This is a genomic window from Rubellimicrobium mesophilum DSM 19309 (genome assembly GCF_000600335.2).
Taxonomy (GTDB): Bacteria; Pseudomonadota; Alphaproteobacteria; order Rhodobacterales; family Rhodobacteraceae; genus Rubellimicrobium; species Rubellimicrobium mesophilum.
On sequence record NZ_KK088606.1, the window covers coordinates 1 to 24,872 of the forward strand.

The following is a 24,872-nucleotide window of genomic DNA, read 5'->3' on the forward strand; positions in this document are numbered from 1 at the left end:
GCTGCAATGATCCGCGTCACAACAACCAAATGGTCGCTTGTCCAGCAGCTGGCGGACTTCCTGTCGGGCGCGCCCCACTCCCCGGATGATGAGTGTGCGGCCCTGATGCGGCGGCTGTTGCGCGAGTACGAACGGCGACGCATCGAGGCCAGTGCCCGAGTGGACGGCAAGCCCCCTGGCCGGCTTGCGCAACAGCGGAGGCGCCTCGCCGCAATCAGGAGCATGGCGTCGGGGTCCTAGGACTTGGAACTGCTCCTCGCCGCCTGAGACGTTACCACGCCCATCTCCTGCATGGACAGCGCCGGCGGTAAGAGGCTTGGGCGACAGAGCGCCTCCAACCCTTTCTTGCCACCTTTGCGCCATGGTGATGCGCTGCCGGGGTCCTAGCTTGCCGCTCAGACCAGCCGCTTACCGATCAGAGCGTGCAAAGAGGAGCGACCGATGCTGACGGCTTACCTTCTTTGGGGATTGCTGCTTGGGGTGCTTCCAGCGTCCGTCTGTGTGCTGGTTGTTTGGATCGCGGGGGCCCTGCTTCTGACCTCGACGATGCGCGCGCAAGTCGCACTGCTTGAAGGCGTCGGTGGCGAGCCAACCTGAGACGAAGCGCCGGGTCGGAGCTCGGGCCTGTGTGCGAACTCTGGCCCTGCAAGGTTGATCGGAGGCAGGCTCCCTTGGAGAAAACTGGACAGCCCTGCCCCGGAACTTCCCGCAGCATTCACCGTTTCTCCCTCGTGGGCCTGTCGCAGCCCTGAGAGCCCAAGCCGCCGAGCCTGCTAGCATACGCTCGACGGCAGCGACCCCGCCCCCGCGCTCTGGGAAATGACAGCGCGGGGGCGGTGCCCTCGATGCCTGAAACCAAGGCGAACCCTAGCCCAAGGCGACGCCGGCGTGGTATTCTCCCGCCGGGGGCCCGCCGCGTCCCTCCCAAGCAAAGCTGCCGGGGCAACGCCCTCTATCGGCAGCGGCGGCAATGCCTCTGCGCCGGCTGTGCATCGCGGTGCGGGGGAGCCGCTCCTGGGCTGATATCCCTCGGAGTCCGGGGGCGGCGCGGAACCGGACCAACAGCGCGCTTGCGCCGCATGTGACCCAACTTCGGTCACAGCACCGTCCTATTCGGCTTTGAGAACACGCCTCGCGCCAGTTGGCGTGATGTTGGGTGGATCAGCCGGTGAGTGCCACCATGGGAAAACCCCGGCCGTCCGAGCCCCGGCCTGCTGCGGAGGTGATCGGACGGGGGCCCGTCAGGAAAGCGGCGGGCCCTCTCCCGCTCGCGGTGGGCGACTTCCAGCATCTTAGGAGGTGCGGGTCTCAGCATGGGAATGGACCAGGGGGTCCAGGTCAGAGCCGTCGTGCCACAGGGGCGCCCAGCCGCCCCTCAACCGTCCGACGGACTGCTTGGAAATAAGCGATGAGGTCGGCCAGTTCGGCCTGGGTTTCTTCACTCGCGCCACAGTGGACCAATTGCGGTTGGAGATCTTGCCCGGCCTCGATCTGGCGGTCGAGCGACCAGAGCATCTTCTCGAGCGTGGCTGGGTCAATGAAGCGCTGTCCAAGGACGCCGTGGAACAGCTGACGGGCGGCGTTATGGATCCGACGGAGGTCGTCAAGGAGGCCGACGCAGCAGCCCTCCGGCCTAAACGTCGCGAGCTGGCGCAGGTTCATCACGCCAAGAAGGGGTCCGTTGGTTTCCATCACTCCTGTCCTTTGGTCATCTCACCGACGGCCACGCTTGAGCACCGTGTCGATCTGCTCCTCGAGCTCCCTTAGGGAGTCGAAGGTCTCCTCCGTCACCTGCACCAACTGATCCGCGGCCTTCTGTTCCGCCATTCGTACGAGGAGGACATCGACCTGATCGGCGAGGTTGTGGGCCGCCTCCCGAAAGCGTGCCACAGCCAGGAGGTCCAAAGGGTCGTACGAGGCAAGTCGCTCGAACTCGCGGCGCACCGCTGTCTCGGTCCCGTAAAACCTGTCGATCATCTCTTGGAACGTCGGGTCACCGTCCCAGTGCCGACCGACATAGCTGCACGCCGGACCAGCTTCGTGCTCGTTGCTGTCCGCCCCCCCCAAGACGGGGTCGTTGGATATTGTCATCGGCGCCAAACTGTCCCTCTTCGGGCCCGGCCTCAGGTGGCAAGCCCTGGACCCTCAGGACATCGCCTCAAGGCCCGCTGGATGCCCCGAAGGGGCATAAAAATGCCCAGGGAAATAGCAGCTTGGAGCATAAAGATTCCGTAAAGATCCTCGCTCCCAACGGCGGGCTGGGTAGGTTGCCTGTCATGAGACGTTGGCCAGCCCGCCTCGACAGTTTCCACGGTTACACGGCGACCTTCCTGCTGGTTGCCCTCGTGACCGTTTGCGCATTGGGCAGCAAACGCTGGCTGCCCTCGCACCCTGTCGACCATTCGGCCGACCTCCTCTACCTGGTCCCGGTCATCTACAGTGCGAGCCGGTATGGCCTGGGGCCGGGCATCTTTGCGGCGGTGCTCGGTGCCTTGGCCTACAACTTCTTTTTCACCCCGCCGCACCTGACCCTCAGGGTCAGCAGTCCTCTTGATGGAGCCACGGTGCTGGTCCTGCTTGGGGTGGCGCTCTTTACCGGCCGGCTTGCCGCCCGCCAGCGCAACCAAGGCCAAACCGCCGCTGCTTTGGCCGAGAGGAACGCAGCTATGGCTTCATTCTCCCGGGCACTAGTGGGCGCGACCGACGAGCCTGCGCTGGGACGTGCGATCTGCCAAGAGATCGGGCGTCTGCTTGGGTCTGGTGCCGTCTTGGTCGGACCGGGTGAGCCTGAGCCCCGCATTATTGCCAGCTGCCCACCTCTGGATGCCCTGGCCAGCCCTGACATCGAAGCGGCGCGACTGGCCATGAAGAGGCCAGCATTGCCCGGTGGTGGTGCGGCGCCTTTAACGGCCTCGAACTGGACCTTTCATGCGCTGTCGACCTCGCGCGGGGCCATCGGCACCTTGGGCCTCACCGACGCGAAGGATAACGCCCGCGCCCTGCACGAAGACAATGCCCTGCTCGAAACGATCTTGGATCAGGCCGCCCTGGCTCTCGAAGGGCTGCATCTGGCCAGCGAGGTGGCCGAGATTGAGCGTCTGCGCGAGCAGGACCGGCTGCGAGGAACTCTGCTGTCCTCGGTCAGCCACGACCTGCGCACGCCGCTTACCTCGATCCTCGCGGCCGCGGCCCAGCTTCGGCGCGAAGGAGCAGCTGATCCGGGCACGCTGGCCACCCTCGAGATCGAGGCGCGGCGGCTCGACCGATATGTGGCCAACCTCCTCGACATGGTCCGACTTGAGGCCGGGACCCTTCGGCTGAGGCTGGAGCCTGTGGACCTCACCGACGTCGTGGCTGGGGTTCTCCGTGATCTCGGCAAGGGCTTGGCCGTCTCAGGACTGCGAGTCGATGTCCCCACCGACCTGCCGCTTGTGCGACTTGACCCTCAGCTCTTCCATCACTGCCTGCTGAACCTCGTGGACAACGCGCTGCGTTACGGAGGCGGCCGTGAGGTGTTCATCCGAGGCGAGCGCTCGGCCGCGGGAGTAAGCCTCGTGGTGCTGGACGAGGGGCCGGGGCTCCCGCCCGGCCAGGAGCGGCGGATCTTCGAGACATTTGTGCGCCTCAGGGGCTCCGACCGGGAAGGCGGCACCGGCCTGGGTCTCGCCATCGTAAAGGGCTTCGCGGAGGCCATGGGGTTGTCGGTCTGGGCCACCAACCGTTCCGATGGGCCAGGGGCAGCCTTTGTCCTGCAAGTTCCGCCGGCCCTTGTTGTTCAAGATATGGAGGTGCAGGCGGAATGACCGGGGACGGCGTGCCAAGCTGCTCGTGGTGGATGACGAACCGCATATCCGGCGGCTCCTGCGTAGCGCCCTCGACCGCGCAGGATACAGCATCGTGGAGGCCGAGACGGCACGGGAGGCGCTCGGCCGGCTGGACACCGAGCGACCTGAGCTCGTGCTCTTGGACCTGGGCCTGCCGGACCGAGACGGGCTTGAGATCCTGCCCCTGATCCTCGCGCGCAGCACGGCCCGGGTGCTGGTCGTCTCCGCGCGTGAAGCGACAGAGGAGAAGGTTGCGGCCCTGGACCTCGGGGCCGACGATTTCGTGACCAAGCCCTTCGACACAGACGAACTCCTGGCGCGGGTGCGGGTGGCGCTCCGTCAGCGCTTGGCAGGGAGCGCACCGACCCGCGTTCTCACTGTTGACGGCATCGAGGTGGACCTCGTTGCCCGACACGTTCAACGTGGCGGGGCAGAGGTTCATCTTACACCAAAGGAGTGGGGCCTGCTGGCGGAGCTCGCCCGACATCCCGGCCGGGTGGTGACCCATGCCCAACTCCTCCGCACCGTCTGGGGCCCCGCGCACGAGCAGGATGTCGAGTATCTCCGCGTGACGGTGCGCAGCCTGCGGGCGAAGCTGGAGTCTGAACCGGCTGTGCCGAAGCTCATCACCAACGAGCCGGGCGTGGGCTACCGGCTCATGGCGGACGCGTGACCACAGGGGCATCATCAGTGCAGGTCCTTGCCGAGGTCGCTCCTGCCGGGCACTACTTGGCGCTCAAACTGCGACTGACCGCTCCGACGACCGTGATGAACAGGCTGCCGCGCCAGTGGGTGGAGCATTACTCGCGTGAAGGTCTCCTGCTCGCCGATCCGGTGATGGGCTGGATCTATGCTGAGGTCGGCGTGACCCGCTGGAGCGATATCCGACTGCCGGACCCGAAGGGCGTCTTGGCCGCAGCTCGAGAGCACGGGTTGAAGTATGGCGTGGCCGTGTCGCTGCTCGATCGCCGGGAGGAAGGCGGGCGCAGCTTCGGCCTGTTCCTGCGCGAAGACCGCGAGTTCGCTGACTCTGAGATGGGCTACCTGCAAGCCTATGTGGTCACGTGCCACGAAGCGCTTCGGCCGCCCCAGGTGCTCACCTCGAGCGAGATCGAGGCACTGCAGCTCGTCAAGGCTGGGTATCGCATTAAGCAGATCTCCCTCCGGCTGGGCACCTCGGAAGCTGCAGTCAAGCAGCGGCTCGGAAGTGCCCGCCGAAAGCTCGGCGCCAAGACAGGGTTCGAGGCCATCTCGCGGGGCGAGATGTTCGGGCTGATCTGACCTGGAAATGACTGCGCGAGCTGTCAACTCGGGCCAGCCTAACTCCATCGACTTACCTCGCAGCTCGCTTTCTGAGGACTGATGCCCTCTCAAGCGGATCGGCCGCGGACTGGCCCTACCCAAGGACCGTGATCTGCGCCGTCGCGGGGGGCGCATAGCCGAAGCCCGGCGGCCTCTTGGGCTGGTCCGCGAGCACGACAAAGGCCGCCTTCGCGCCGCACCGGCTCATCGCAGGATGCGGGCGGGGGCTGATGGCCCGCAGGACAGGACAATCGCCTGAAGTCGGCGACTGTGGTAGAATGTGGCGTCCGGTTGGTGGGGCTTTGTGATGCGCCTTACGCTTGTCGCTGTCCTGACGTTGCTCCTAGCCCTTCCCGCAGCTCGTGCCTCGGCTCAGGCCGACCCGTGCGACACCCTGGCGGCACGGACGGGCGACATGCTCGCCGTCGCCCCTGGCGTGAGAGATGTTGATCCGACCGCCGCCATTCCCGCCTGCGAGGCCGCCCTAGCGCGCGATCCGGACAACCCTCGGTTCTGGTATCAGTACGCGCGAGCCCTGACGGCGGCAAAACGGCTCGATGAAGCCGAGCAGATCCTGGCGGCGCTGGCTACGGCGGGCTACCCGATGGCCGCCTTTTCGCTGGGGAGCCTCCAAGAATGGGAGCGCGGGGATTTCGAAGCCGCCGCTCTGTCCTACGATCAGGCCGAGAGCCTCGGGGTCTATGGAGCCTCGCGATACGCCGAGCGGGCACGACTCAAGCATGAGAACTATCACTTCGACGCTTCCGGGTACGCGGCCGGCGAACTCCTCACCGACATGTTCGACGAGACCTACGAGGGTCTCAACCCATGCCCTGTCGGCAACTACCTCCAGGTCTTCACGACGACCCTCGAAGAACGCGAGGAGTGCAAGCGAAAACTCAATCCCGAGACCGTGATCTTCCTCACCGCGGCCCAATTCGCCGACGCCGTTGGCACGATGCTGGGCGGGCTCGCGGACGCCCACTCTGAACCGGCAGAAAGTCTCGACGACGCCTTCCGGCAAGGGGCCGGAAGCGGCGCTGGCGCCATGGGCTCGCTGATCGGCCTCACCGTCGCCGCCCGGGCCGATGCCCGCATCTTTTATGCGCGCCACGGCTGTGTCTCGCCCGTGGCCGTCGTGATGTTTCTCGGCATCGACAACTTCGTCGCGGAACTCCCTGCAAGTCCCACGCCCGCTTCCAGCGACGCTGGACCGGAGCCGGGCGAGACCGTGAATCCCGCCCGCAACGAAGGACCGGCCGACCGCCTCTACGAGGAGACGGTGCAGGATCTGGCGCGCGAGAACCTGCTTTGGCCCAACACCTGCTTGATCGGCGGCGACGTCCCTGAGTGTCAGCGTCTCATCACGCTTCTGGAGTCCGGGGAGTACAAGGTCCTGTCCTGCCACTACCGAACCGGCAACACGGTCTTTTTCTGGCATGAACTCATGCCCGAGCGGGCCGACTACCCCCCGCCTGGAATGGACCCGCACCCATTCCGCAAACTCGGGTCCCAGCTGCTCATGAGTTGCCCGGACACCGAGGCCCAGGCTCAGACGCTGATCCGGGAGTCGCGCCGCGAGTTCCAATCTGAGGAATAGCCGCTGCCGGACCCTGCCGGCCCATGGTCGCACCGGCCCGTTGACCCTACCCTCACCCTACGCCGCCTTCGCGCTGCACCGGCACGCCACGTCGAGCCACGAGCCCGAGGGGAGGCCAGCGAGGCGCGAGGAGGGCATGGGGTGGGTCATCGCGGCCCCTTCTGGGGTGGCAAGAGCTGCGCCTGCACCAGCGCGTCCAGGTCCTCGTGCTTCAAGCGGGCGTGCCGGCCGAACATGATGAGGAACCCGTGCCGCTCGGCCGCATGACGCAGCGGAGCGACAGGCACACCTAGGATAGCAGCGACCTCCTTGATCGTCTGGGACTCGTCTGTGGGCACAGGCTCGTCCCCTAAGCCCCCTGCATGTTCGGAACGGTTTCCTCAGTGACGCGGATGATCTGGACCTCCACGACGCCACCCTTGGCCTGTTCTCCGACGACGATCCTGATTTCGTCCTGGGGATTCTGTGCCTGGGCCTTCGCAAGCACCGCGTCGTGAACCATCTTCTGCTCGTCAGCGGTTAGTTGGCGCGGCTCGCCCATTCGGTCCTCCATGCTTCCTGATGGACACATAGGGCGCGGAGGATCGGCACGACAGGCGAATGCGGATGGGCACCCGAGGGCACCGCCCCCGCGCTTGCCGGCTTGACTGGACAGCGCGGGGGCAGGGTCGCTGCCGTCGAGCAAGGTCTCAAGGCTCGGCGGCTTGGGATCCGCAGGAACGCGACAGTTCCTCGAGAGGGGCACAGCCCTCGGGAGGAGAACGGCAGGGGCAGGGAAGGGTTCCGAAAACCAGAAGGGCTCCCCTGTTGCCAGGCGAGCCCCATCCGATCACCCCCGGAGCGATCCAGGGCTCGGACTGCCGGGGTTAACCCCATGGCGGCACTGGCCGGCTGATCCGCTCTCGCAGGCGCACGAGGCGCCGGTGACCTATTCCATGGCGATTGCGGCCAAGCTGCGGCTGCCGGCGTGGGCTTGGGAAACGGTCCGTTCTGGACCGCAACAGGCTCTAGGTAAGGCAAGGGTTCGAAGTGTGTTGAAGTGCCGGAAGCCGCGCGGCCTGGCCCATCTCCGACCGGCTCAGACGCGCGGCTTTGTGCTATGCTTCCGCCACGGCTCACGCGGACCAGGGAGGACGGAATGGCTGTCTGTACCATCTTCGACATGCCGGGGGTTTCGCAGGCGCAGTACGAGGCGGTCTGCCGCGACCTCAACCATGGCAAGCTGCTCACCTCGCTTTCTGACTGGCCGGGGGGTGGGATCCTGTCCCACACCTCGGGCCCCACGCCCACCGGCTGGCGGGTCATCGACGTGTGGGAGAGCGAAGAGGACTTCCGGCGCTTTGGCGAGATGCTCGGGCCGCTGATGCAGAAGCACGGCTTTCCGAACATCCAGCCGCAGGTCTTTCCGGTCCACAACCTGGTAAACCGTGGCGTGGGCCAGACCAGGTGAGCTTTCGGCGGTTATGGGAGGGCCCAGGGCGGGCGCGACATTTCCGGGCCCCGAAAAAGAAGGGGGCCACCCTTGCGGGCAGCCCTAGTGCCGGGCCGGGGGTGACCGACCGGGGGAAGTGTCGGGGCCAGGTATCGCTCCCCTCATCGATCCGCAAGTGCGGGACCGGGCGGCCCGATCAGTAGCGACGAGTGCCCTCGAAGATGCGCGCGAAGGAGGGCGCACCCGGCGCGGCGGTCGGAGTCCCAAACTGCACCATTCGCGGTCCGCCTTGGTCCTGCCCCACGCCCGCCAAGAGGCCGAGCAGGCCACCCGCGTGAGGTGGGTGCTGGCTGAACCCGGCCTGGTCCCAGAGCGAGGACAGGAGCGCCTCGTTGGGGGCCATGCTGGAGGCCGTGAGACCATAGGCCAGCCGGGCGCGGTGCTGCGGATCGCCAAGCCATCCGAGGAGCCCCGGCTGACCCTGCAGGCCGTCGAAGAGGGAGGGGCGCGGTCCTTCGGTGCCTCCGCCGGCACCGAAGAGGGAGGCCCGGCCCGTAAGGCCCTGGGGCTTGAACGGGGCCGGGAGAGAGGTCTTGAACGGGAACATGGGCCGGTGTCCCTATCGGCTGGTGACATAGTCGAGGAGCCCTTGGGGCGTGGCCCCGTTGGCAGCCCCAGCCAGGGCGTTGGGCTGGCGCAGCAGGCCCTCCGCAAGGGCGCGCTGGGCATCGGTCTGCCCGACCATGTTGCGCAGGGCAGCCCCTTGGGCGCGGACCATGCCGCTGGAGGCGGCTCGCGCTCCGTAGCTGACGAGGGGCGGCACAGCGGTAAGGAGGCCCCCGCCGTTCATGAACGTGCCCACTGCCGCCCCGGCGCCGGTGATGCTGTTGGGGGCAAGGAGGTCGGCCAGGGACCGCAGCGCCTTCACGCCAGTGGAGCCCCGCGCGACCTGCTGCATCGCCCGGCGCTCGGCCTCGTTGAAGCCGCGCAGGTTGCGGGGGTTGCGCAGGAGCGACCGGAAGCCGCTGGCGAGCGTGTCCTCGAAACTGCCCTTCGGTCCCACGTTGCTCGCGTTCTCGAAGATCTGCTCCACCCGCTCCAGCCGGCTCATGCGGGCCCAGAGGGCGCGGGCCTCGCGGAGGGGCGCGGAGGAGGTGCCCAGTTCCTCGATCATGTCGTCAATCTTGTCGATGACGATGGAGGCGAGGCGCCGCTCGTCCGGCTCGATGGACTTGGCCGCGTTCCCCGCCACGCGCCGAGCCTGGTCAACGCGGCTGAGGCTCTGGTCGCCCGCCGCGACGTCCCGCAGCTCGCTCAGAACGGCGCGGAGACGGGGGTGGAGGCGGACGTGGTAGCCCTCGGCTCTCACGGCGTCCGTGGCGTCCGCGGCGAGCTGCGCGAGGCGGGTCTGGGGGAGGACCACCCCCGAGGCGTCTGCTTGCCGGTAGAGCGCCTGGGAGGCGTCGTGGAGGCTCTCCGCAGAGGCGGCGAGGTCCTCGGCCCCAGGCTGGCCCCGGAACATCCGCGCCACCCGGTTGAAGCCCTGCCCGATGCCGGTAACGGCCGCACCCGCGACTCCGCCAACGCCGGCCCCGAGGAGCCCGCCCACGACGCGGTCCTCCACGCCTCCCACCTCGTCCGCCTGCATGTCCACGGGGTCGCGCTCGGCCTCTGCAGCCCCGTAGAGCGCCCCGGTCCCGGCTCCGGCCAGAAGGCCCCGCCCGACGCGGGAGGCGGTCCCTGCGCCCCGGTTAATGAAGGTGCCGACGCCCTTGCCCGGTCCGATCAGCGCGCCGCCGATCTCGGCCCCGAGGGCGAGCGCCGGGTGCTGCTGCCAGAGTTGCTCCTCTTGGCCCCGGTATCGGTCGCGCTGGGTCGCATAGTCGCCTGAGCCCCGGCCCAGAAGGCTGTCGGCGTAGGCATTGGCCTCATCCCCGGCGAGCCCGAAGGTCGCGGACTCGGCCAGCTTGTTGATGGACGCCCCGAGGGCCTCGCCCCGGTTCATGGTCGTGTCGTCGGTGTCGCCCCAGAGGTTCTCGGAGAAGTTCCGCATGGCCTGGTGCGGCGAGGGCAGCACGCCACCCAGCCACTCGTTCTCGCGCGGGATCGGTGCAGGGGGCATCGAGGCCCGGCGCGCAGCCTGCCCCTCGGGGGTGAGGAGCGCGGACAGGGCGTCGGCGTTCTCGGGTGGCCCGCCGAAGGCGTTGGCGTCGACGTTGGGCAGCACGTCCGAGCCCGGGATGGGCGGCGGCCCCTGGAGGCGGTCGAGGCGCGCCAGGAGGTCGTCATGGGGCGTGGCGCCCATCTGCGCCCGCGTGTCCGCGATGGCGCGCTGCTGCTCCGGGGTCAGCGTCCGGCCCTGACCGGAGGACGGGCTGGCGAGACGGTCGAGACGCTCCAGCCTGGTCTCCCCGGCGGAGGTGCCCTGGCCCGTGATCAACCCGCGCCGCTCGGCTTCGGCTTGGACGCGGCGCAGGGCGGCCTCGCGGGCCCGCTGCACCTCGGGCGAGACGGTTGCCCCGGCCTCCTGGGGCTGCACGCGGCCGCCTTGCCCCTGCCCTTGGTAGTGACGGGCGAGGGCCTGCCGCATCACCTCTTCGCTGGTGCCGGCCGGGAACTCGAACTGCTGGCCGTCGGGCCCGGTGACGACGATGGGAGCCCCGGTGGCACCGGCTCGCGCGGCATCTTGGCGGCGCTGGGCGTGCTCAAGGGCGGCGCGCTGGGTGGGGGTCATGGTGGAGCCGGACCGTCCCTGCTCCTGCGCCCGCATGGCATCTTGGCGGCGCTGCGCCTCGGCCAGGAGCTGCTCGCGGGTGACGCCGCCGGAGGGGGCCGCAGGGGGCTGCCCCCCGCCTCCACGATACCCGGCGAAGGCATCGACGATGCGGGGGTCCGGAGGCATCATGCCCGTCCGGGCAGCCTCCTGCGTCCGCATCTGATCTAGGAGTTGCTGCACGAGGTCGGGCTGCTGAGCCCGCCCTTGCTGCTGCAGGAGTTGGGTGACGAGGTCGACCATATTGTGTGCTTTCTGCTCGCTGTCGTTGCTTGGGATGATGTCCGGGTCACTCGCTGATGTCGGCGCGACCGTCCGACTTCCACGTCACCTCCGCCTCATGGACCGGGTCCTCGCGCCCATGGACGCGCCGCACAGAGTCCAGGACGCGATCGAAGAAGGCCGCCTGCGTCTCGGAGTCGTGTCGCGTGAGGGTCTCGTTTGACGCGGCGGGCTCGCGCACGATGACCGCACGGAAGGGCCGCTCAATCAGGAGGCCGGCTCCGTCCCGCCGGACGACGGTGTTCCAGACCATTTTGACGCCGTCGCCCCGGTCGGGGGCAGCGTCTTCCAGCTTCACCAGTCGCTGCTTGAGGTTCATGGCAGGATCTCCTGAGGCAGAAGGGACAAGGACGGGGCACGGCGCAGGGCATCGAACCATTCCGCCATCCCATCCGGGCCGATGGAGTCGGCGAGCGGGAGGTCGGCGGGGCGGTCGTGGATGCGGAGACCCCGCGACGCCACCGACGCGAGAAGCTCGGTCAGGGCGTTGACGGCGTCCGGGCGGGCGCGCTCCAGCCGGTTCAGTCGGGTCTTCAGGGTCATTGCCGGGCTCCTCGGGCCGCGACGGCCTCCACGCGGGCGACGAAGTCCGCCGGGCTCTCGCCGGGGCGGCGGGTGACGGTGACGCGCGGGGCGAGCGCCACGAGGCCGTGCGGGTCGTCGGCACGGGGCACGCCGGTGTGGATCACCAGCGGGTCGGCATCGTGGGGCTGGCCCATCGAGGCTTCCAGCCGGTCCAGTCGGGTTCTCAGGGTCATTTCTCCTCCAGGGCCGCAATGCGGCGTTCCAGGTCCGTGGTCTCGAAGGTGCGCCGGTAGGTCTCCACCAGCGCCATGACATGCGCCCCCTCCGCCGGGGTGAGGTCGCCCGAGGCGACGGCAGCGAGGACCGCGCCGGCCGCCTGCGTGGCGTCCGCCGCGGACTGCATGGGCGGCAGGTCGAAGACGACGACCGGGTCCTTGCGGGTAGGCGCGATCCGCTCCAGGCAGAGGCGCAGGGCTGTGGTGTCGCCCTCCAGCGCCCGCTCCACGGCCCGCCGGGTCAGGGCCTCGGCCTCGCCGTCGAGGAGCGCCTGCACGGCCTGCGTGGTGCGGTGGCGGGCGCCCTGCGGTTTGCCGGGGTTGCCCGGCGCGAAGGTGCCGTCCGGGTTGCGACCCTCCGTATTCGTCCCGCTGTTACGGTCGTCCGCCGCCTCAGTGGACATGCGGCACCCCCTTCTTGATCAGGGCCTGCCGGTGGGCCTCGCAGGCCGCGACGATGTCCTCCACGCCCTCGCGGATCGGGTGCAGGAGCATCTCGGCCCGGACGCCGCCCAGAAGCAGCCAGAGCGTGGCCCAGACGGTGCGCTCATCGTGCATGGCGCGGCGGCTGGCGAGGCTGCGCGAGGTCGGGTCCTCGAAGTCGAAGAGGCCCACGCAGAAGCCGCCTTCGGGCGCGCGCCAGACATAGCCCACGGGGACGTGCCGCTCCTCGGTCCACTCGCCCACGGAGACGGCCAGCGCCTCGCCCTCGGGCGGGAGATGCACCTCCGCCGCCCAAGTCGCAGCCAGAGCCTCCCCGCCCATCTCGGCGATGCTGCGAGCGTCGAAGGCGAGCCGCTCGAAGTCGAGGAGCGCCTTGGCGGTGGGCATGTCGATACGGGCGGCCTTGAGCCAGTCGGCCCACTCCTCGGGCGCGCAGAGGCGCCGGGCTTCCTGCAGGGCCGCGCAGGCCACGAGCGTGCTCTGGGCCGCGAGGGTGGCATGCCGCCGGCGGTCCCGCAGGGCATCGAGCGCGCCGGCGCTGAGAACCGACAGGCGGTCAGGTGGTGGGGCGGTGGTCTGAGTCGCGTCCGTGAGGGTCATGCTGGACCTCTGGCTGAGGTGTGCGCCTCACCCCCGCAGGGGAGGCGCAACGCCCTAGGGGTATGGGGAGAGTGTTGCGCCACCGTTGTTCAGGGGTTGCGCGGGCGTTGGGCGGGCGTCGTTACCCTCGTTGTGCAGGCGTTGAGCGGGCGTTGCGCGACCTCATTCGGCATGGATGACCTCCGTCGCACGGGTGATGTGTCGCCTCACGTTCACGCCCTTGCCGTGCTCTCGGACGACGATGTCGCCGCGCGAGAGAAGGCTCTCCATCGCCTCGGTCAGGACGCGCTTCGTCATTCCTTCCGCCTTCGGGTGCTTGGCGAACTGCGACGGCGCAAAGGCGCTGGAGGGGCTGGCCGAGACGAAGCGGCCCTGGCTGGTGAACTCGTCGAGGAGCTTGAGGAACACCCGCTCCGCCTTGGCGCCCGCCGCCATGCGGTCGAGGCCCGTGGGGGTCACCTCCGGCACGAAGACGCCCTGCTGCCACGTCATCGCGATCTCGCCGCCCACTCGGCCATAGTTGGACTTCATGGTGCCGAGCACCCGCTTGTCCGGGTCGGGCTCGTGGCCCTCGCTCGTGATGCGGCGGAGGTAGAGCCGGGAGCGGACCGAGTTGTTCCAGGCCGTGGAGCCTGAGGACCCTGAGCCTGAGGCGAGGCCCGAGAGCGAGGGGTGGCCCAGGAGCATGACCGCGCACTTCTGCCGGAGCGCGAGGCCCCGCAGGATGCCGATGAACTGGCGCACCTTCATGCGGTCGTTCTCGTTGGCGGGGTAGACGTCGGCGAGCGTGTCGATCACTACCAGCGCCGGAGCTTCATCGCAGGCCCGCCGCTCGAGTTCGTTGAAGAGTTCGGACTGCATTAGCGCCAGCCCTGACTCGATGGCCAGGAGCGCGTCCTCGCCGGCCAGGCTGCGGAGCGTCAGCCCGTCCACGTCGTCGTAGGTGCGCTCGGTCGCCCGCAGGATGTCCGCGGTGCGGCGGTGGAGTTCGTCCTCGTCGTCCTCGGCGGAGAGGAAGATGACCCGGCCAGGCCGAGCCGGCATGCCGAGCCAGCCGCAGCCCGTGGCCACGCCCGCCGCGAGTTGCAAGGCCAGGAGCGACTTGCCGGTGCCGCCGTCGCCGGAGAACAGCGTGACGGTGCGGTCGGGGATGAGGTCGCGCACGAGCCAGGGCCGCTCCGGCACGGGCCGGCCCTTGAGGCTCGCGGCCGAGTAGAAGCGCGAGGTCCGGGCGGGGGCCGCGTCGGGCGTCAGCCGCGCGAACGGGACCTCCTGAGGATGTAGCCTCATGCGCGACCGCCTTCCTGGGCCATGACCCTCAGCACGTCGTTCCAGTCCTTGCCGGCGGGCGGGGGCAGGAGCGACACCTGCCAACCCTGGGCGTCCGCACGGGCCGCAAGGGCGAGTGCCGCCTCTTGTCCCGGTCTGTCCCCATCGGCCGCGATGATGAGCCGCCCCAGCCGTGCAGGCAGCCGCAATGCCCGGAGGCCAGAGGTCGAGAGCGCCGCCCAGAGCACGGCAGGACCGCTCAAGAGGCCGCTGGCGAGGCTCAGGGCGGTCTCGATGCCCTCGGCCACCACGAGAGGTGCCCCGGGCTCGCCCGCCGCATCGGAGAGGCGCACAGCGGCCCCTGCGACGGCGCCGAGCATAGCCTTGGCTGGCTCGATGTCAGCCTTTTCGGTGCCGTCTACCCGCAGGTAGGTCCGATGGATGCTGAACGACTCGCCGCCCTCCACGAGCGCCACGAGCGCGGCAGGCGCCGGGCCGAAAGGTGCCAGCAGGCCGGGTGAAAGCGCAGCGTCGGGGGGAACGGGGCAGTGATGCCCGGCCCCCGCCAGGTAGCGCTCGGCGGGCGTGCCAGTTACCGCCAGCGCCTCGTCCCATAGGCGCCGGGCCTGTGCCCCACGCCGCTCTGCCTCTGCCCGGGCCTCAGCCTGCCGCCGAGCGTTGACCTCCGGATCCACATGCAGTCCCAGGGCGGCGCCCTCTGTCAGCCCGAGGGTGCGCAGGGCGTCGAGGATATGGGCGAAGTCGCAGCCGGCGTGGCACTTGGCCAGGAGCCGACCATCGGTGCCATCCTTCAGCGACAGCGCGGGGGTGCGGCTGTTGGCATGTGCCGGGCAGAAGGCCGTGCCATAGCGGCCGTGCCAGCGTCCCTTAAGGGCGCGGGTGATCTCGGCGGCGCTCATGCGGTCACCTTCCGGATCGCGTCGGCCAGATCGGCCGCCATTTCGAGGCGCAGGGCCACCCCTGCTTACCCGGGCGCATCTGGCCGTCGTCGCCCTCGAACCAGACCCGGAGGTTCAGGAGCCGGTGGCCTTTGAACTCGTCCAGGCTGACCCGTAGCTCCTCGCGGGAGTTCTTGCGCAAGCTGATCATGCCGCCTTCTCCGTCGCGTGGAGCGCCTTATGGTGGGCGCGGCAGAGCCACTGCACATCGAGAGCATTCCGGTGATCCGGGTGATGCGCTTCGGCATTTGGATCGCCGCAGACCTCGCAGGGCTGCCTGGTGAGGAGACCGCGCCGCAGGGCGGAGGCGAGGGCCTTGTGGGCCCAGACCTTGAGTTGGTTGCGCTCGCGCCAGGCCGCCTGCCGACGGTGCTTGAGCGTGCGCAGGGCGGAGGGCGTGCTGGTCGTGTCCGTCACTGGCGCACCTCCCCGAAGACCATGGGCGCGAGAAGCCGCGCGGCGGGCTCGCTCAGCGCATAACGCTGGCACAGGAAGCGGATGCGGTGCGGGCAGGGAGCGGGCGCCCAGCGCGGCGGCGTGGTGGTCGTGGAGGGGGTCAAGGTAGCGATCCTTTCCTTGAAGGACCGGCCCGTCTGTGCTACCTGTTCAGTGCCGCTGACAGATAGACACCCGCGAGGCCGATCCGGCTTTGCGGGTGTTGTCTTAGGCGGCCACAGGTTCGCGCTGGGCTTCCGCTCGGGCGATCACCGCCTCGATCTCTGAGCGGCGCCAGCGGCTCATGCCACCGATCTTGATGGCCGGGGGAATGGTGCCGTCCGCGACGCGGCGCCAGAAGGTGGACACCGATGCGCCGATCATGGCGGCGGCGTCCTTGTCGCGGATCAGGGGATCAGTGGGGGGCATTGGCAGCGCTCCGGTTGGGGTGCGATGCCGTGACGTTAGATGGCAGGCGCAGCGGCCATAATGCGGGGAAGGATTATTCCCCGGGGCTCACGTCACATGCCGCTCCGCGACTTGTAACTGGAGCGCGCGCCCGCAACTCGTGGGTCCTCAGCGTTGAGCCGCAACCGGAAACGGCTCAGGTCTTCCCCCTCAAGAGCTGTCCAAGGGACTGACATCGGGCACCAGTCGGGCAGCGCCCCCCTGAGCGTCTCCTCAAGGCAGAGCGCACAGCCGAGGAAAGAGAGCAGGTGGGGGCGGCTGACCGAGATCGCGCTCAGAAGATCGACACCTTCGCGGCGCGAACCATCTACATCGTTTACCACAACTGCGCTTGCGCCCCAGAGGTGCACAACAGGCGCGTACTTGTCGAAGGTCCGTCGAAGACGGTCCCTATCAGTCGGCAGACGTTGACCGCCTATCGTCTTCGTCGTTGAGAAGCGTTCGGCTTCAATGTGCGCGGCGACAGACTTGCTGACCGGCTGATCCTCGACGTAACCCCTCGCAATGCGCAACGCCATATGCCCAACCAAGCCCAGGAGAGGGAAGTTATGTGCCGTCAGCGTTTCGCGGAAAAGCTGGCCCTCGCCATAGCTTTCGCCTCGGGATTTGCTCGCTGCCTTGGCAACGGTCTCCTCCCAAAGCAAAGCGGCAAACTGCCGAGCGCTCCTGAGGTCTTTCGGATAGAGCATGGCGCCCAGCACCATTGCCCCCGCGTCGGCCGCGAGTTGGCCTTCGACGATAATTGGAAGCTCGCTCATCCCCGCACCATCTGCACCACAGTCCCTTGCTCTCCCGCGCAGAAGCGGCCCCAGGCACCCATGAGTGGACGGCGCCGGTCCAGAAGGTCGCTCCGGTGGTAAGCCTGCTCCACCTCGTTACCGTTGGTGTGAGCGAGAGCGGCCTCTGCCACCTCCCGCTCGGCATGCGCACTCTCCGACGCCCAATCGCGGAACGAAGAACGGAAGCCGTGGACCGTGATGTCGTCGCGCTTGGTCCTCAGGAGCAGGTCTCGGAACACCATGTCCGTCTGCGGGCGCGATTGCCCGTCCTTCGCGCGCATTCGCGAGGGGAACACGAGGTCGGGATCCAGGCCCTTCACCTTCTCCAGCACTGCCATCGCTTGAGGCGAGAGTGGCACCCTATGCGGAATGCCCCGCTTCATGCGCTCGGCGGGCACGGTCCACACGCCAGTCCTGAAATCGAACTCCGCCCAGCGCGACCCTCGCGCTTCGTTGGAACGGGCTGCCGTGAGGATCAGGAACTCCAGAGTCCGCGCCGACACAGTGCCCCGTAGCGCCAGCTGAGCCATATAGGCGGGCACCTCGTGCCACGGCATGGAAGCCATGTGCTGCTTGCTGCGCCTCACGATCGGCAGCGCCTTCTTGACGCCGTTGACCGGGTTCTCGTGCGGGTAATGCCCCGCCCCCTTCGCCCAGTCGAAGATGGTCGCCAGCCGCTGCTTGAGCCGGTTTGCGGTTCTGTTCCGCTCGTTCCAGATGGGCGTCAGCGCGCTCAGAACGTCGGCCGTCGTCACTGCCTCGATAGGCCGATCCCCGAACCGGGATTTGGCGTGAGCCTCCACCGTCTGAAGCCATGTCTCCGCGTGCTTCCCGCTCCGCCATGTGGGACGGAGCTGGGCATAGACAGTCTCCGTTGCCTCCCAGAAGGTCAAACTGCGCCGTTTCCGGAATGTGTCGGGGTCGCCGCCATCGCGGGCTACCTTGCGCAGGGCGCGGGCTTTCTCGCGAGCCTCCGCAAGCGAGACCAGAGAGGCACCCCCCAGGCCCAGGTCGCGCCGCTTGCCGTGAACGACGGTCCGAAGGATCCACGACTTCCCGCCCGAAGCACCGATGCGGAGGTAGAGGCCGTTCCCGTCTCCGTACATGCCCGGCTCGCGCAGCGACTCGACCTTCCGGGCGGTCAGTTTGTTCATGCGTTATCCCCACGTCCGTCCCATCAGGAAGCATAAGATTAGCTGCGACGAAGTGGAAGGGGATGATACAGCGACCCGAGCCAACTTCTAAGCAAACAAGGTGTTCATGCAGCGCCCTGCGATGAGGTGAAATGGTACATCGGTCGATCTTCAGGCTGTCGATGGGAAGCTGGGTGAGGATCGCGAGGCTCGACATCCCCGTCCCGAAGTCGTCGAGCGAGATGCGCACCCCCGCCGCCGCCAGCTCCCACACGATGGCGCGCGCCACGTCGAGGTCGGCGAGCACCGCCCGCTCCGTGATCTCGATCTCGAGCCGCGAGCCGGGGATGCCGTGCCGCTCCAGGATGGAGAGGATGCGCCCGGGCAGGCCCATGTCGCCGAACTGGCGGGGCGAGAGGTTGAACGAGATGGGCAGCTCGGTGGGCCAGGCCGCGAGCGCCGCGCAGGCGCGGTCCAGCACCAGCTCCGACAGCGGGTCGATGAGGCCGATCTCCTCGGCCACGGGGATGAAGTGGTCGGGGGGCACGAAGCCGCGCACCGGGTCGCTCCACCGTGCCAGAACCTCGAAGGCACGCAGCGAGCGCCCCGTGATGTCGTAGATCGGCTGGAAGTAGGGCGTGATCGCCGTCCCGCGGGCCAGAGCCCGGCGCAGGTCCTGCTCCAGGGCCGCGCGCTCGCGCAGCGCCTCGCCCAGGGCATCGTCGTAGTGGGCGTGCCCGCCCCGGCCCAGGGCCTTGGCGCGATACATCGCCTGGTCGGCATGGCGGAGGAGGTCCGAGGGCGACATCCCCGGCGCCCAGTCCGCGATCCCGACCGAGCAGGACATCGAGGCCGACCAGTCACCGAAGTCGAAGGCCTCGGCCATGGCGGCGTTGACGCGCCGGGCCAGGGTCGCGCCATGGTCCTCGGCGTCGGGGCCGCCGACCGCCAGCACGAACTCGTCGCCGCCGAGCCGCGCCACCAGCGCGTCCTCCGGCGCGAGGCGGCGCAGGCGCTTCGCCGCCTCGCAGAGGAGGAGGTCCCCCGCCGCGTGGCCGCGCAGGTCGTTCACCGGCTTGAAGCGGTCGAGGTCGAGCAGCAGCACGGTCATCGCCGGCTCCTCGCCCGCCTTGGCACGCCCCTCCGCCTCCTCGACGTGCCGCTGGAACAGGCGCCGGTTGGGCAGCCCCGTCAGGGGGTCGTGGAAAGCGATGCGCTGCGTCTCGGCCTGCGCCTCGACCGTCCGGTGATGCGCCCGGGCCAGCGTCAGGTTCACCCGCAGGAGCACGAAGGGCACCAGGAGCGAGAGGATCATCAGGACCGAGAAGACGTCGTCGAGCCCCCAGTACGGATGAGACCGATCGAGTCGATGCAGCCAGTCGAAGATGTCGAACCATACCCCCACGGCGATCGAGGCGGCAGTGCCGATCACCAGGCCCAGGCCCTTCACGTTCCAGGCGGTATGCAGCAGGCGTCTCACGATTCCATCTCCCCAGCCGTCCGAGGCCACGTTCGCCCCAAAGTTGCAAACAAGGGGTTAAGAACCCGCCGGGAATGCATCGCATTCGAAGGAACCGCGGCGTGGCGGACCCGATTGCCGGCCCCCCAGGGCGTTGCTAATCAAGGGCGACCCTGCGCCGGAAAGGCCCCATGCCCGTCATCACCAACATCGACGACCTCAAGGCGCTGCATCGCCGGCGCACGCCCCCGGATGTTCTTCGACTACTGCGAGTCGGGAAGCTGGACCGAGCAGACCTTCCGCGAGAACACCACCGACTTCGCGAAGCTCCGCTTCCGCCAGCGCGTCGCCGTGGACATGTCGAACCGAACGCTCGCCTCGACCATGCTGGGCGAGCCGGTGGCGATGCCCGTGGCCCTCGCGCCCATCGGCTCCCTGGGGATGCAGCACGCCGACGGAGAGATCCTCTCGGCCCACGCCGCCGCCAGGTTCGGCGTGCCCTACACCCTCTCCACCATGTCGGTCTCCTCCATCGAGGACGTGGCGACGCTCGGCCCCAAGAAGCCTTTCTGGTTCCAGCTCTACGTCATGCAGGACTGGGCCTTCGTGGACGAGATCATCGAGCGCGCCCGCGCCGCCAACTGCTCGGCCCTGGTCCTCACGCTCGACCTCCAGCTCCTCGGGCAGCGGCACAAGGACCTCAAGAACGGCCTCTCGACGCCGCCGAAGCTCACGCTGCCCAACATGATCGATTCACGACGCGGCTGCGCTGGTCGATGGGCATGGCGCGCACCCCCCGCCGGACCTTCCGCAACATCGTCGGCCACGCCCGCAACGTGGGCGACCTCGCCTCGCTCTCGACCTGGGCGAACGAGCAGTTCGACCCCAAGCTCGATTGGCCGAAGGTGGAGCGCATCCGCGACAAGTGGGGCGGCAAGTTCGTCATCAAGGGCATCCTCGACCCCGAGGACGCGCGCCTCGCCGTGAAGTGCGGGGCCGATGCCATCGTGGTCTCCAACCACGGCGGGCGGCAGCTCGACGGGGCACTGTCCTCGATCCGGGTCCTCCCCTCCATCGTCCGCGCCGTGAAGGGCCAGACCGAGATCTGGCTCGATTCCGGCATCCGCTCCGGCCAGGACGTGCTCAAGGCCATCGCGCTCGGCGCCGACGCGACGATGATCGGGCGGGCCTATGTCCACGGCCTCGGAGCGATGGGCGAGGCCGGGGTCCTCCGCTCGCTCGAGGTCATCGCCAAGGAAATGGACTTCACCATGGCCCTCTGCGGGCGGCGGGACATCAAGACCGTGGACCGCGACATCCTGCTCGTGCCGAAGGACTTCGAGGGGGATTGGGCGGAGAACGCCTGACGGACCGGATGGTCGGCCGTTGGGTGCGCTTCAGCGCACCACCCCGCCCACCCCGCCCACGCCACCCCCCCGGTGCGCCGAAGCGCATCCTACGCCTGCTGCTCCTGCTAGCCCGTGGGCGGGCTTCAGCCCGCCGCTCCCCGGTTGCAAGGCGGGCTGAAGCCCGCCCTACGGAGCTTGCCCGCTCCGTTCCCTTGCCCTAACCGCCCTCCCCGATAGGTGAACGCGGAGGGACCTCCATGACCACGACGACCGCCCAGACCGCCACCCCCGACCCCTTCTTCGACCTCCGCTGGCGCCGGGCGCTGCGCGACCTCAAGGGCCCCCTCGCCCGCCTCTACCCCGATGCCCACGACCTCCTCGCTCGCCTCCGCGCCCTGGCCGAGCGCCACTCGGCCGAGCGTCCCGCCGACCTCCGCGCCCTCGACCTCGCCCGTGATCTCGACCCCGACTGGTTCCTGTCGCAGGGGATGGTCGCCTATGTCTGCTACGCCGACCGCTTCGCCGGCACCCTTTCCGGCATCCCCGAGCGCATCCCCTACCTGAGGGACCTCGGCGTCACCTACCTCCACCTGATGCCCTGCCTGATGCCCCGCCCGGGCCAGAGCGACGGCGGCTACGCAGTGATGGACTACCGTCGGATCGACCCCAGGCTCGGCACCATGGACGATCTCGAATCCACCGCGAAGGCCCTGCGCGAACAGGGCATCTCCCTCTGCCTCGACCTCGTCCTCAACCACACCGCCAAGGAGCACGAGTGGGCGGAGCGCGCCCGCGCCGGCGACCCGCATTTCCAGGCCTTCTACCGGATGTTCGACGACGACCGGCTCCCGCGCGAATACGAGAAGACCCTGATCGACATCTTCCCCGATCAGGCGCCGGGCTCCTTCACCTACTACCCCGACCTGAACAAATGGGTCTGGACCACCTTCAACGACTACCAGTGGGACCTGAACTGGGAGAACCCCGAGGTCCTGCTGGCGATGCTCGACATCATCCTCCACCTCGCCAACAAGGGCGTGGAGGTGTTCCGCCTCGACGCCGTGGCCTTCATGTGGAAGCGCATGGGCACCACCTGCCAGAACCTGCCCGAGGTCCACGACCTCCTCCAGGTCCTCGTGCAGGCGACCCGCGCCGCCGCCCCCGGCGTCATCCACAAGGCCGAGGCCATCGTCGGTCCCAAGGACCTCGTGCCCTATCTCGGGTCAGGCCGCCACGAGGGGCGCGTCTCCCACCTCGCCTACCACAACAACCTGATGGTCCAGTTCTGGTCCTCGCTGGCCGCCCGGGACACGCGCCTGATGACCCACGTCCTGCGGACCCACTTCCCCGAGAGCTTCCGCCGCGCGAGCTTCGCCACCTACCTGCGCTGCCACGACGACATCGGCTGGGCCATCACGCCCGAGGACGCGGCCCAGGTCCCCCATCTTGAGGCCCACGCCCACCGCCAGTTCCTCGCCGACTTCTACAACGGCACCTTCCCCGGCGCCTTCGCGCGCGGCGCCGACTTCCAGTCGAACCCCGAGACCGGCGACCGCCGCACCAACGGCTCCCTCGCCTCCCTCTGCGGCCTCGAATCCGCCCTCGAGACCGGCGACGCGGCCCAGGTCGAGCAGGCCATCGCCCGCATCCTCATGGGCCACGCCCTGATCGCGAGCTTCGGGGGGATGCCGCTCCTCTACATGGGCGACGAGATCGGCCTGCTGAACGACCCCTCCTACGAGCAGGACCCCGACCTCCGCGACGACGGCCGCTGGATGCAGCGCCCCCGCATGGACTGGGACCTCGCGGCGAGGGCCGAGCTGGAGCCCGGCCTCCCCGCCGCCATCATCCACCGGGGTGTCAAGCTCATCATGGCCGCCCGCAAGCGCCTCGACGCCTTCGCGGGCCATGTCCCCACCCGCGTCCTCGACACCGGCCACCCGAGGCTCTTCGCGTACCTGCGCGACGACGAGGGGTCCCCGGTCACCTGCCTCGTCAACTTCACCGAACACGAGGAACGCATCGCCGCCTGGGCCCTCCGCCTCGACGGCCCCCAGGAGGACGCGCTCCACGGCCATCCCCTCCAATGGGAGGGCGACACCCTCGTCGTGCCGCCCTACGGCGCGCTCTGGCTCAGGCGGGCTGGCTGACCGGCCGGCGCCCGAGCGTCAGCGCCAGCGGCGCGGCCAGCGCGACCAGCACCGCCACGAGCGTGAAGGCCCAGCGCAGCCCCGCCGCCTGGCTCACCAGCCCCATGAACACGGGGGCGAAGAAGAACCCGGAGAAGCCCAGCACCGCCGCCCGGCTGATCGCCTCGGTGCGGAAATGCGGCGGCACCATCTTGCCGACCAGCGCCAGCCCCATCGGCCCGATCACCGACACGCCCAGCCCGAAGAGCCCGAAGCCCACATAGGCCACCTCCGGGTTCGGCGCCCAGGCCGCGATCACGGCGCCCACCGCCGCCGTCGCCGAGGCGATCAGCACCACCGTCACCTCGCGCAGCCGCTCGGCCACCACCTGCCCGCCGAAGCGCCCGACGCTCATGGTCAGCCCCAGCATCCCCGGCCCCAGCGCCCCCTCGGCCGCGCGCCCGCCCAGCGTCCGCTCGATGTGGAGCGCGCTCCAGGCCTCGGTCGCCGCCTCGGTCATGAAGGCCGCCAGCACCACGCCGCCGCAGAGCAGGATCGGCACCAGCGGATACGCGCCCCGCCCGTGCTCCGGATGCGGGACGACGTGCGGCGCCTGCCGCATCTGCGGCACCATCACGACCAGGACGAACAACGCGACCCCCATCAGCGCCACGACCGGCATCTGCCCCGCCTCGCGCATCACGCCGGCGTAGAGCGCCCCGACCGTGTAGCCCACCGAGAACATCCCGTGCGCGCCGTTCATCAGCGACCGCCCGGTCTGCGCCTCCAGCTCCGACACCCTGGAGTTCATGGTCACGTCGAGGAGCCCCGAGCAGAGCCCCACGACGACCAGCGCCAGGAAGAACATCGCCGGCACCGGCGCCAGCGTCGGCAGCAGCCAGGCAAGGGCGAAGCACGAGGCCAGCACCTGCATCGCCCGCGCGCCCAGGGCCTTGTCCGTCCGGGGCGCGATCCACATGGCCGACACCAGCCCGCAGGCCGAGCCCAGCAGCAGCAGCCCGAAGGTCCCGTCGCTCACCCCGAGCCCGCCCTTCACGACCGGCACGTAGCCCGCCCAGCACCCCCAGAAGAGGCCAAGCGACGCGAAGGCCGCATTCGGGCGCGCGGCGAGACGGATGGCGGTCAGGACCGACATTGTGAACCTCACGGAAACGGGACCTGCCGCTAATGACAGGAGCCCCCGCCGGCCGCAAGCGCCACGGCGACCCGCCGGCGATCACCTTCGGTGTCGGGATGAAACACTCGCGAGCCGCCGTCTCGGGCCTTCCGACCTCATCCGCCCGCGGAGAGCTTCATGAGGAGCAGGCCGGCCACGATGAGCGCGGCCGCCGCCAGCCGCGCCGCGCTCGCCGGCTCGCCAAGGACCAGGACGCCGATCGCGAAGGCGCCGACGGCGCCGATCCCGGTCCAGATGGTGTAGGCGGTCCCGAGCGGCAGCGCCCGCATCGAGACGGACAGGAGCGCGAAGCTGGCGATCATGGCGACCAGCGTGACGACCGAGGGCCCGAGCCTCGTGAAGCCGGCCGACTGCTTCATGGAGAAGGCCCAGACGACTTCGAGGAGTCCGGCGAAGGGACTGTCGGGAATCTTGTGCGCGAGGCCGGGTACATTCAGCTGGCCTTGAAGCGTTCGCCGAAGACGATGGCGAACTGGGTCTTGGCTTCGAACCACTCGCGCGGCGGTCGCTTCCAATCCTCGGCCGCCCGGTTCAGCACGAGGTATAGCAGCTTGGTGGCCGCCTCGTCATTGGGGAAGTGCCCGCGTGCCCGGACCGCGCGGCGCAGCTTGGAGTTTAGCGCCTCGATGGCGTTGGT

30 protein-coding genes and 2 pseudogenes are annotated in these 24,872 nt (G+C 69.0%); 9 read left to right on the forward strand and 23 right to left on the reverse strand.

The window, feature by feature from the left end:
• On the forward strand, positions 1-240 hold a 240-nt coding region (locus tag RUMESO_RS26530), incomplete at its 5' end, for a hypothetical protein (RefSeq protein ID WP_037282580.1).
• A gap of 201 nt (positions 241-441) precedes the next feature.
• Positions 442-597 carry a hypothetical protein gene (locus RUMESO_RS25365; RefSeq protein ID WP_156363030.1) on the forward strand — a complete coding sequence of 52 codons (156 nt, stop codon included), beginning with the start codon at positions 442-444 and terminating at the stop codon, positions 595-597.
• A gap of 741 nt (positions 598-1,338) precedes the next feature.
• Here the strand turns inward: RUMESO_RS25365 and RUMESO_RS19255 are convergent.
• Together RUMESO_RS19255 and RUMESO_RS19260 are read right to left on the reverse strand one after the other, a co-directional pair.
• The gene (locus tag RUMESO_RS19255; RefSeq protein ID WP_037282582.1) at positions 1,339-1,692 is read right to left on the reverse strand and encodes a hypothetical protein; all 354 of its coding nucleotides are present in this window, start codon (positions 1,690-1,692) and stop codon (positions 1,339-1,341) included.
• A 21-nt stretch (positions 1,693-1,713) separates the two neighbouring features.
• Positions 1,714-2,091, reverse strand: coding sequence for a hypothetical protein (locus RUMESO_RS19260; protein WP_037282584.1), 378 nt, complete (start codon positions 2,089-2,091; stop codon positions 1,714-1,716).
• A 185-nt stretch (positions 2,092-2,276) separates the two neighbouring features.
• Between RUMESO_RS19260 and RUMESO_RS19265 the strand changes: the two genes are divergently transcribed.
• From RUMESO_RS19265 to RUMESO_RS19280, 4 genes are all read left to right on the forward strand, one after another.
• A complete protein-coding gene (locus RUMESO_RS19265) occupies positions 2,277-3,803 on the forward strand; it encodes a DUF4118 domain-containing protein (RefSeq protein WP_051521502.1) in 1,527 nt (508 codons plus the stop codon).
• Between the two features lie 28 nt (positions 3,804-3,831).
• Entirely contained in the window at positions 3,832-4,497 is a 666-nt protein-coding gene (locus RUMESO_RS19270; protein WP_245639344.1) for a response regulator, read from the forward strand.
• A gap of 17 nt (positions 4,498-4,514) precedes the next feature.
• Positions 4,515-5,105: a helix-turn-helix transcriptional regulator gene (locus tag RUMESO_RS19275; protein ID WP_037282587.1), complete on the forward strand. Its 591-nt coding sequence runs from the start codon at positions 4,515-4,517 to the stop codon at positions 5,103-5,105.
• Positions 5,106-5,541: 436 nt separating this feature from the next.
• Positions 5,542-6,726, forward strand: a complete 1,185-nt coding sequence (locus RUMESO_RS19280; protein WP_037282589.1) for a tetratricopeptide repeat protein — start codon at positions 5,542-5,544, stop codon at positions 6,724-6,726.
• A gap of 146 nt (positions 6,727-6,872) precedes the next feature.
• Here RUMESO_RS19280 and RUMESO_RS19285 read toward each other — a convergent pair whose 3' ends face one another.
• Entirely contained in the window at positions 6,873-7,064 is a 192-nt protein-coding gene (locus tag RUMESO_RS19285) for a MerR family transcriptional regulator (RefSeq protein WP_037282591.1), read from the reverse strand.
• An 11-nt stretch (positions 7,065-7,075) separates the two neighbouring features.
• On the reverse strand, positions 7,076-7,267 hold the full coding sequence (locus RUMESO_RS19290) for a hypothetical protein (protein WP_037282593.1): 192 nt from the start codon (positions 7,265-7,267) through the stop codon (positions 7,076-7,078).
• 597 nt (positions 7,268-7,864) lie between these two features.
• Between RUMESO_RS19290 and RUMESO_RS19295 the strand changes: the two genes are divergently transcribed.
• The gene (locus RUMESO_RS19295; RefSeq protein ID WP_037282595.1) at positions 7,865-8,176 is read left to right on the forward strand and encodes a hypothetical protein; all 312 of its coding nucleotides are present in this window, start codon (positions 7,865-7,867) and stop codon (positions 8,174-8,176) included.
• Positions 8,177-8,354: 178 nt separating this feature from the next.
• Here RUMESO_RS19295 and RUMESO_RS19300 read toward each other — a convergent pair whose 3' ends face one another.
• The 16 genes and pseudogenes from RUMESO_RS19300 to RUMESO_RS28660 form a co-directional block, all read right to left on the reverse strand.
• Positions 8,355-8,765 carry a hypothetical protein gene (locus tag RUMESO_RS19300; RefSeq protein WP_037282599.1) on the reverse strand — a complete coding sequence of 137 codons (411 nt, stop codon included), beginning with the start codon at positions 8,763-8,765 and terminating at the stop codon, positions 8,355-8,357.
• A 12-nt stretch (positions 8,766-8,777) separates the two neighbouring features.
• On the reverse strand, positions 8,778-11,174 hold the full coding sequence (locus tag RUMESO_RS19305) for a hypothetical protein (RefSeq protein WP_037282603.1): 2,397 nt from the start codon (positions 11,172-11,174) through the stop codon (positions 8,778-8,780).
• Between the two features lie 46 nt (positions 11,175-11,220).
• Positions 11,221-11,532: a hypothetical protein gene (locus RUMESO_RS19310; protein ID WP_037282605.1), complete on the reverse strand. Its 312-nt coding sequence runs from the start codon at positions 11,530-11,532 to the stop codon at positions 11,221-11,223.
• Entirely contained in the window at positions 11,529-11,756 is a 228-nt protein-coding gene (locus RUMESO_RS19315; RefSeq protein WP_037282607.1) for a hypothetical protein, read from the reverse strand. The genes RUMESO_RS19310 and RUMESO_RS19315 overlap by 4 nt, the downstream gene beginning before the upstream one ends.
• The gene (locus RUMESO_RS19320) at positions 11,753-11,971 is read right to left on the reverse strand and encodes a hypothetical protein (protein ID WP_037282609.1); all 219 of its coding nucleotides are present in this window, start codon (positions 11,969-11,971) and stop codon (positions 11,753-11,755) included. Before RUMESO_RS19320 ends, RUMESO_RS19315 begins: the two co-directional genes overlap by 4 nt.
• Positions 11,968-12,417, reverse strand: a complete 450-nt coding sequence (locus RUMESO_RS19325; protein ID WP_037282610.1) for a DUF5681 domain-containing protein — start codon at positions 12,415-12,417, stop codon at positions 11,968-11,970. The genes RUMESO_RS19320 and RUMESO_RS19325 overlap by 4 nt, the downstream gene beginning before the upstream one ends.
• Entirely contained in the window at positions 12,407-13,057 is a 651-nt protein-coding gene (locus RUMESO_RS19330; protein ID WP_037282612.1) for a hypothetical protein, read from the reverse strand. Before RUMESO_RS19330 ends, RUMESO_RS19325 begins: the two co-directional genes overlap by 11 nt.
• A 162-nt stretch (positions 13,058-13,219) precedes the next feature.
• The gene (locus tag RUMESO_RS19335) at positions 13,220-14,347 is read right to left on the reverse strand and encodes an AAA family ATPase (protein WP_051521504.1); all 1,128 of its coding nucleotides are present in this window, start codon (positions 14,345-14,347) and stop codon (positions 13,220-13,222) included.
• Positions 14,344-15,246 (reverse strand): toprim domain-containing protein, encoded by a 903-nt coding sequence (locus RUMESO_RS19340; RefSeq protein WP_037282614.1) that lies wholly within the window; start codon positions 15,244-15,246, stop codon positions 14,344-14,346. Before RUMESO_RS19340 ends, RUMESO_RS19335 begins: the two co-directional genes overlap by 4 nt.
• 4 nt (positions 15,247-15,250) lie before the next feature.
• Positions 15,251-15,436, reverse strand: coding sequence for a transcriptional coactivator p15/PC4 family protein (locus tag RUMESO_RS19345; RefSeq protein WP_037282616.1), 186 nt, complete (start codon positions 15,434-15,436; stop codon positions 15,251-15,253).
• Positions 15,433-15,702, reverse strand: a complete 270-nt coding sequence (locus tag RUMESO_RS19350; protein WP_051521505.1) for a hypothetical protein — start codon at positions 15,700-15,702, stop codon at positions 15,433-15,435. The genes RUMESO_RS19345 and RUMESO_RS19350 overlap by 4 nt, the downstream gene beginning before the upstream one ends.
• Complete coding sequence (locus RUMESO_RS25370; RefSeq protein WP_156363031.1) at positions 15,699-15,845, reverse strand: hypothetical protein; 147 nt, start codon at positions 15,843-15,845, stop codon at positions 15,699-15,701. The genes RUMESO_RS19350 and RUMESO_RS25370 overlap by 4 nt, the downstream gene beginning before the upstream one ends.
• 103 nt (positions 15,846-15,948) lie before the next feature.
• Complete coding sequence (locus tag RUMESO_RS19355) at positions 15,949-16,149, reverse strand: helix-turn-helix transcriptional regulator (RefSeq protein WP_037282617.1); 201 nt, start codon at positions 16,147-16,149, stop codon at positions 15,949-15,951.
• 92 nt (positions 16,150-16,241) lie between these two features.
• A complete protein-coding gene (locus RUMESO_RS19360) occupies positions 16,242-16,946 on the reverse strand; it encodes a hypothetical protein (protein ID WP_037282619.1) in 705 nt (234 codons plus the stop codon).
• The gene (locus RUMESO_RS28655; RefSeq protein ID WP_037282623.1) at positions 16,943-18,121 is read right to left on the reverse strand and encodes a tyrosine-type recombinase/integrase; all 1,179 of its coding nucleotides are present in this window, start codon (positions 18,119-18,121) and stop codon (positions 16,943-16,945) included. The genes RUMESO_RS19360 and RUMESO_RS28655 overlap by 4 nt, the downstream gene beginning before the upstream one ends.
• 142 nt (positions 18,122-18,263) lie before the next feature.
• A pseudogene (locus RUMESO_RS28660) lies at positions 18,264-19,415 on the reverse strand (putative bifunctional diguanylate cyclase/phosphodiesterase); the annotation flags it as partial.
• A gap of 335 nt (positions 19,416-19,750) precedes the next feature.
• On the opposite strand from RUMESO_RS28660, the pseudogene RUMESO_RS19380 reads away from it, so the two are divergent.
• Together RUMESO_RS19380 and RUMESO_RS19385 are read left to right on the forward strand one after the other, a co-directional pair.
• Positions 19,751-20,926: pseudogene (locus RUMESO_RS19380) on the forward strand (alpha-hydroxy acid oxidase).
• 239 nt (positions 20,927-21,165) lie between these two features.
• Entirely contained in the window at positions 21,166-23,058 is a 1,893-nt protein-coding gene (locus RUMESO_RS19385) for an amylosucrase (protein WP_037282632.1), read from the forward strand.
• Here RUMESO_RS19385 and RUMESO_RS19390 read toward each other — a convergent pair.
• From RUMESO_RS19390 to RUMESO_RS19400, 3 genes are all read right to left on the reverse strand, one after another.
• Positions 23,042-24,205, reverse strand: coding sequence for an MFS transporter (locus RUMESO_RS19390; protein ID WP_037282635.1), 1,164 nt, complete (start codon positions 24,203-24,205; stop codon positions 23,042-23,044). The genes RUMESO_RS19385 and RUMESO_RS19390 overlap by 17 nt on opposite strands.
• A gap of 125 nt (positions 24,206-24,330) precedes the next feature.
• On the reverse strand, positions 24,331-24,645 hold the full coding sequence (locus tag RUMESO_RS19395) for a QacE family quaternary ammonium compound efflux SMR transporter (RefSeq protein WP_037282644.1): 315 nt from the start codon (positions 24,643-24,645) through the stop codon (positions 24,331-24,333).
• Positions 24,646-24,668: 23 nt separating this feature from the next.
• Positions 24,669-24,872, reverse strand: a 204-nt coding sequence (locus RUMESO_RS19400; protein WP_037277958.1) for a transposase, incomplete at its 5' end; no start/stop codon positions are given.

Bases quoted from the DNA above. Each gene is read 5' to 3' on its own strand.
- RUMESO_RS19340 (WP_037282614.1), bottom strand. From the start codon at position 15,246: ATGAGCGCCGCCGAGATCACCCGCGCCCTTAAGGGACGCTGGCACGGC.
- RUMESO_RS19325 (WP_037282610.1), bottom strand. From the start codon at position 12,417: ATGTCCACTGAGGCGGCGGACGACCGTAACAGCGGGACGAATACGGAG.
- RUMESO_RS19295 (WP_037282595.1), top strand. From the start codon at position 7,865: ATGGCTGTCTGTACCATCTTCGACATGCCGGGGGTTTCGCAGGCGCAG.
- RUMESO_RS19385 (WP_037282632.1), top strand. From the start codon at position 21,166: ATGACCACGACGACCGCCCAGACCGCCACCCCCGACCCCTTCTTCGAC.
- RUMESO_RS19290 (WP_037282593.1), bottom strand. From the start codon at position 7,267: ATGGGCGAGCCGCGCCAACTAACCGCTGACGAGCAGAAGATGGTTCAC.
- RUMESO_RS25365 (WP_156363030.1), top strand. From the start codon at position 442: ATGCTGACGGCTTACCTTCTTTGGGGATTGCTGCTTGGGGTGCTTCCA.
- RUMESO_RS19345 (WP_037282616.1), bottom strand. From the start codon at position 15,436: ATGATCAGCTTGCGCAAGAACTCCCGCGAGGAGCTACGGGTCAGCCTG.
- RUMESO_RS19265 (WP_051521502.1), top strand. From the start codon at position 2,277: ATGAGACGTTGGCCAGCCCGCCTCGACAGTTTCCACGGTTACACGGCG.
- RUMESO_RS19280 (WP_037282589.1), top strand. From the start codon at position 5,542: ATGCTCGCCGTCGCCCCTGGCGTGAGAGATGTTGATCCGACCGCCGCC.
- RUMESO_RS28655 (WP_037282623.1), bottom strand. From the start codon at position 18,121: ATGAACAAACTGACCGCCCGGAAGGTCGAGTCGCTGCGCGAGCCGGGC.
- RUMESO_RS19300 (WP_037282599.1), bottom strand. From the start codon at position 8,765: ATGTTCCCGTTCAAGACCTCTCTCCCGGCCCCGTTCAAGCCCCAGGGC.
- RUMESO_RS19335 (WP_051521504.1), bottom strand. From the start codon at position 14,347: ATGAGGCTACATCCTCAGGAGGTCCCGTTCGCGCGGCTGACGCCCGAC.
- RUMESO_RS19330 (WP_037282612.1), bottom strand. From the start codon at position 13,057: ATGACCCTCACGGACGCGACTCAGACCACCGCCCCACCACCTGACCGC.
- RUMESO_RS19305 (WP_037282603.1), bottom strand. From the start codon at position 11,174: ATGGTCGACCTCGTCACCCAACTCCTGCAGCAGCAAGGGCGGGCTCAG.
- RUMESO_RS19255 (WP_037282582.1), bottom strand. From the start codon at position 1,692: ATGGAAACCAACGGACCCCTTCTTGGCGTGATGAACCTGCGCCAGCTC.
- RUMESO_RS19360 (WP_037282619.1), bottom strand. From the start codon at position 16,946: ATGAGCGAGCTTCCAATTATCGTCGAAGGCCAACTCGCGGCCGACGCG.
- RUMESO_RS19260 (WP_037282584.1), bottom strand. From the start codon at position 2,091: ATGACAATATCCAACGACCCCGTCTTGGGGGGGGCGGACAGCAACGAG.
- RUMESO_RS19355 (WP_037282617.1), bottom strand. From the start codon at position 16,149: ATGCCCCCCACTGATCCCCTGATCCGCGACAAGGACGCCGCCGCCATG.
- RUMESO_RS19315 (WP_037282607.1), bottom strand. From the start codon at position 11,756: ATGACCCTGAAGACCCGACTGAACCGGCTGGAGCGCGCCCGCCCGGAC.
- RUMESO_RS19320 (WP_037282609.1), bottom strand. From the start codon at position 11,971: ATGACCCTGAGAACCCGACTGGACCGGCTGGAAGCCTCGATGGGCCAG.
- RUMESO_RS19310 (WP_037282605.1), bottom strand. From the start codon at position 11,532: ATGAACCTCAAGCAGCGACTGGTGAAGCTGGAAGACGCTGCCCCCGAC.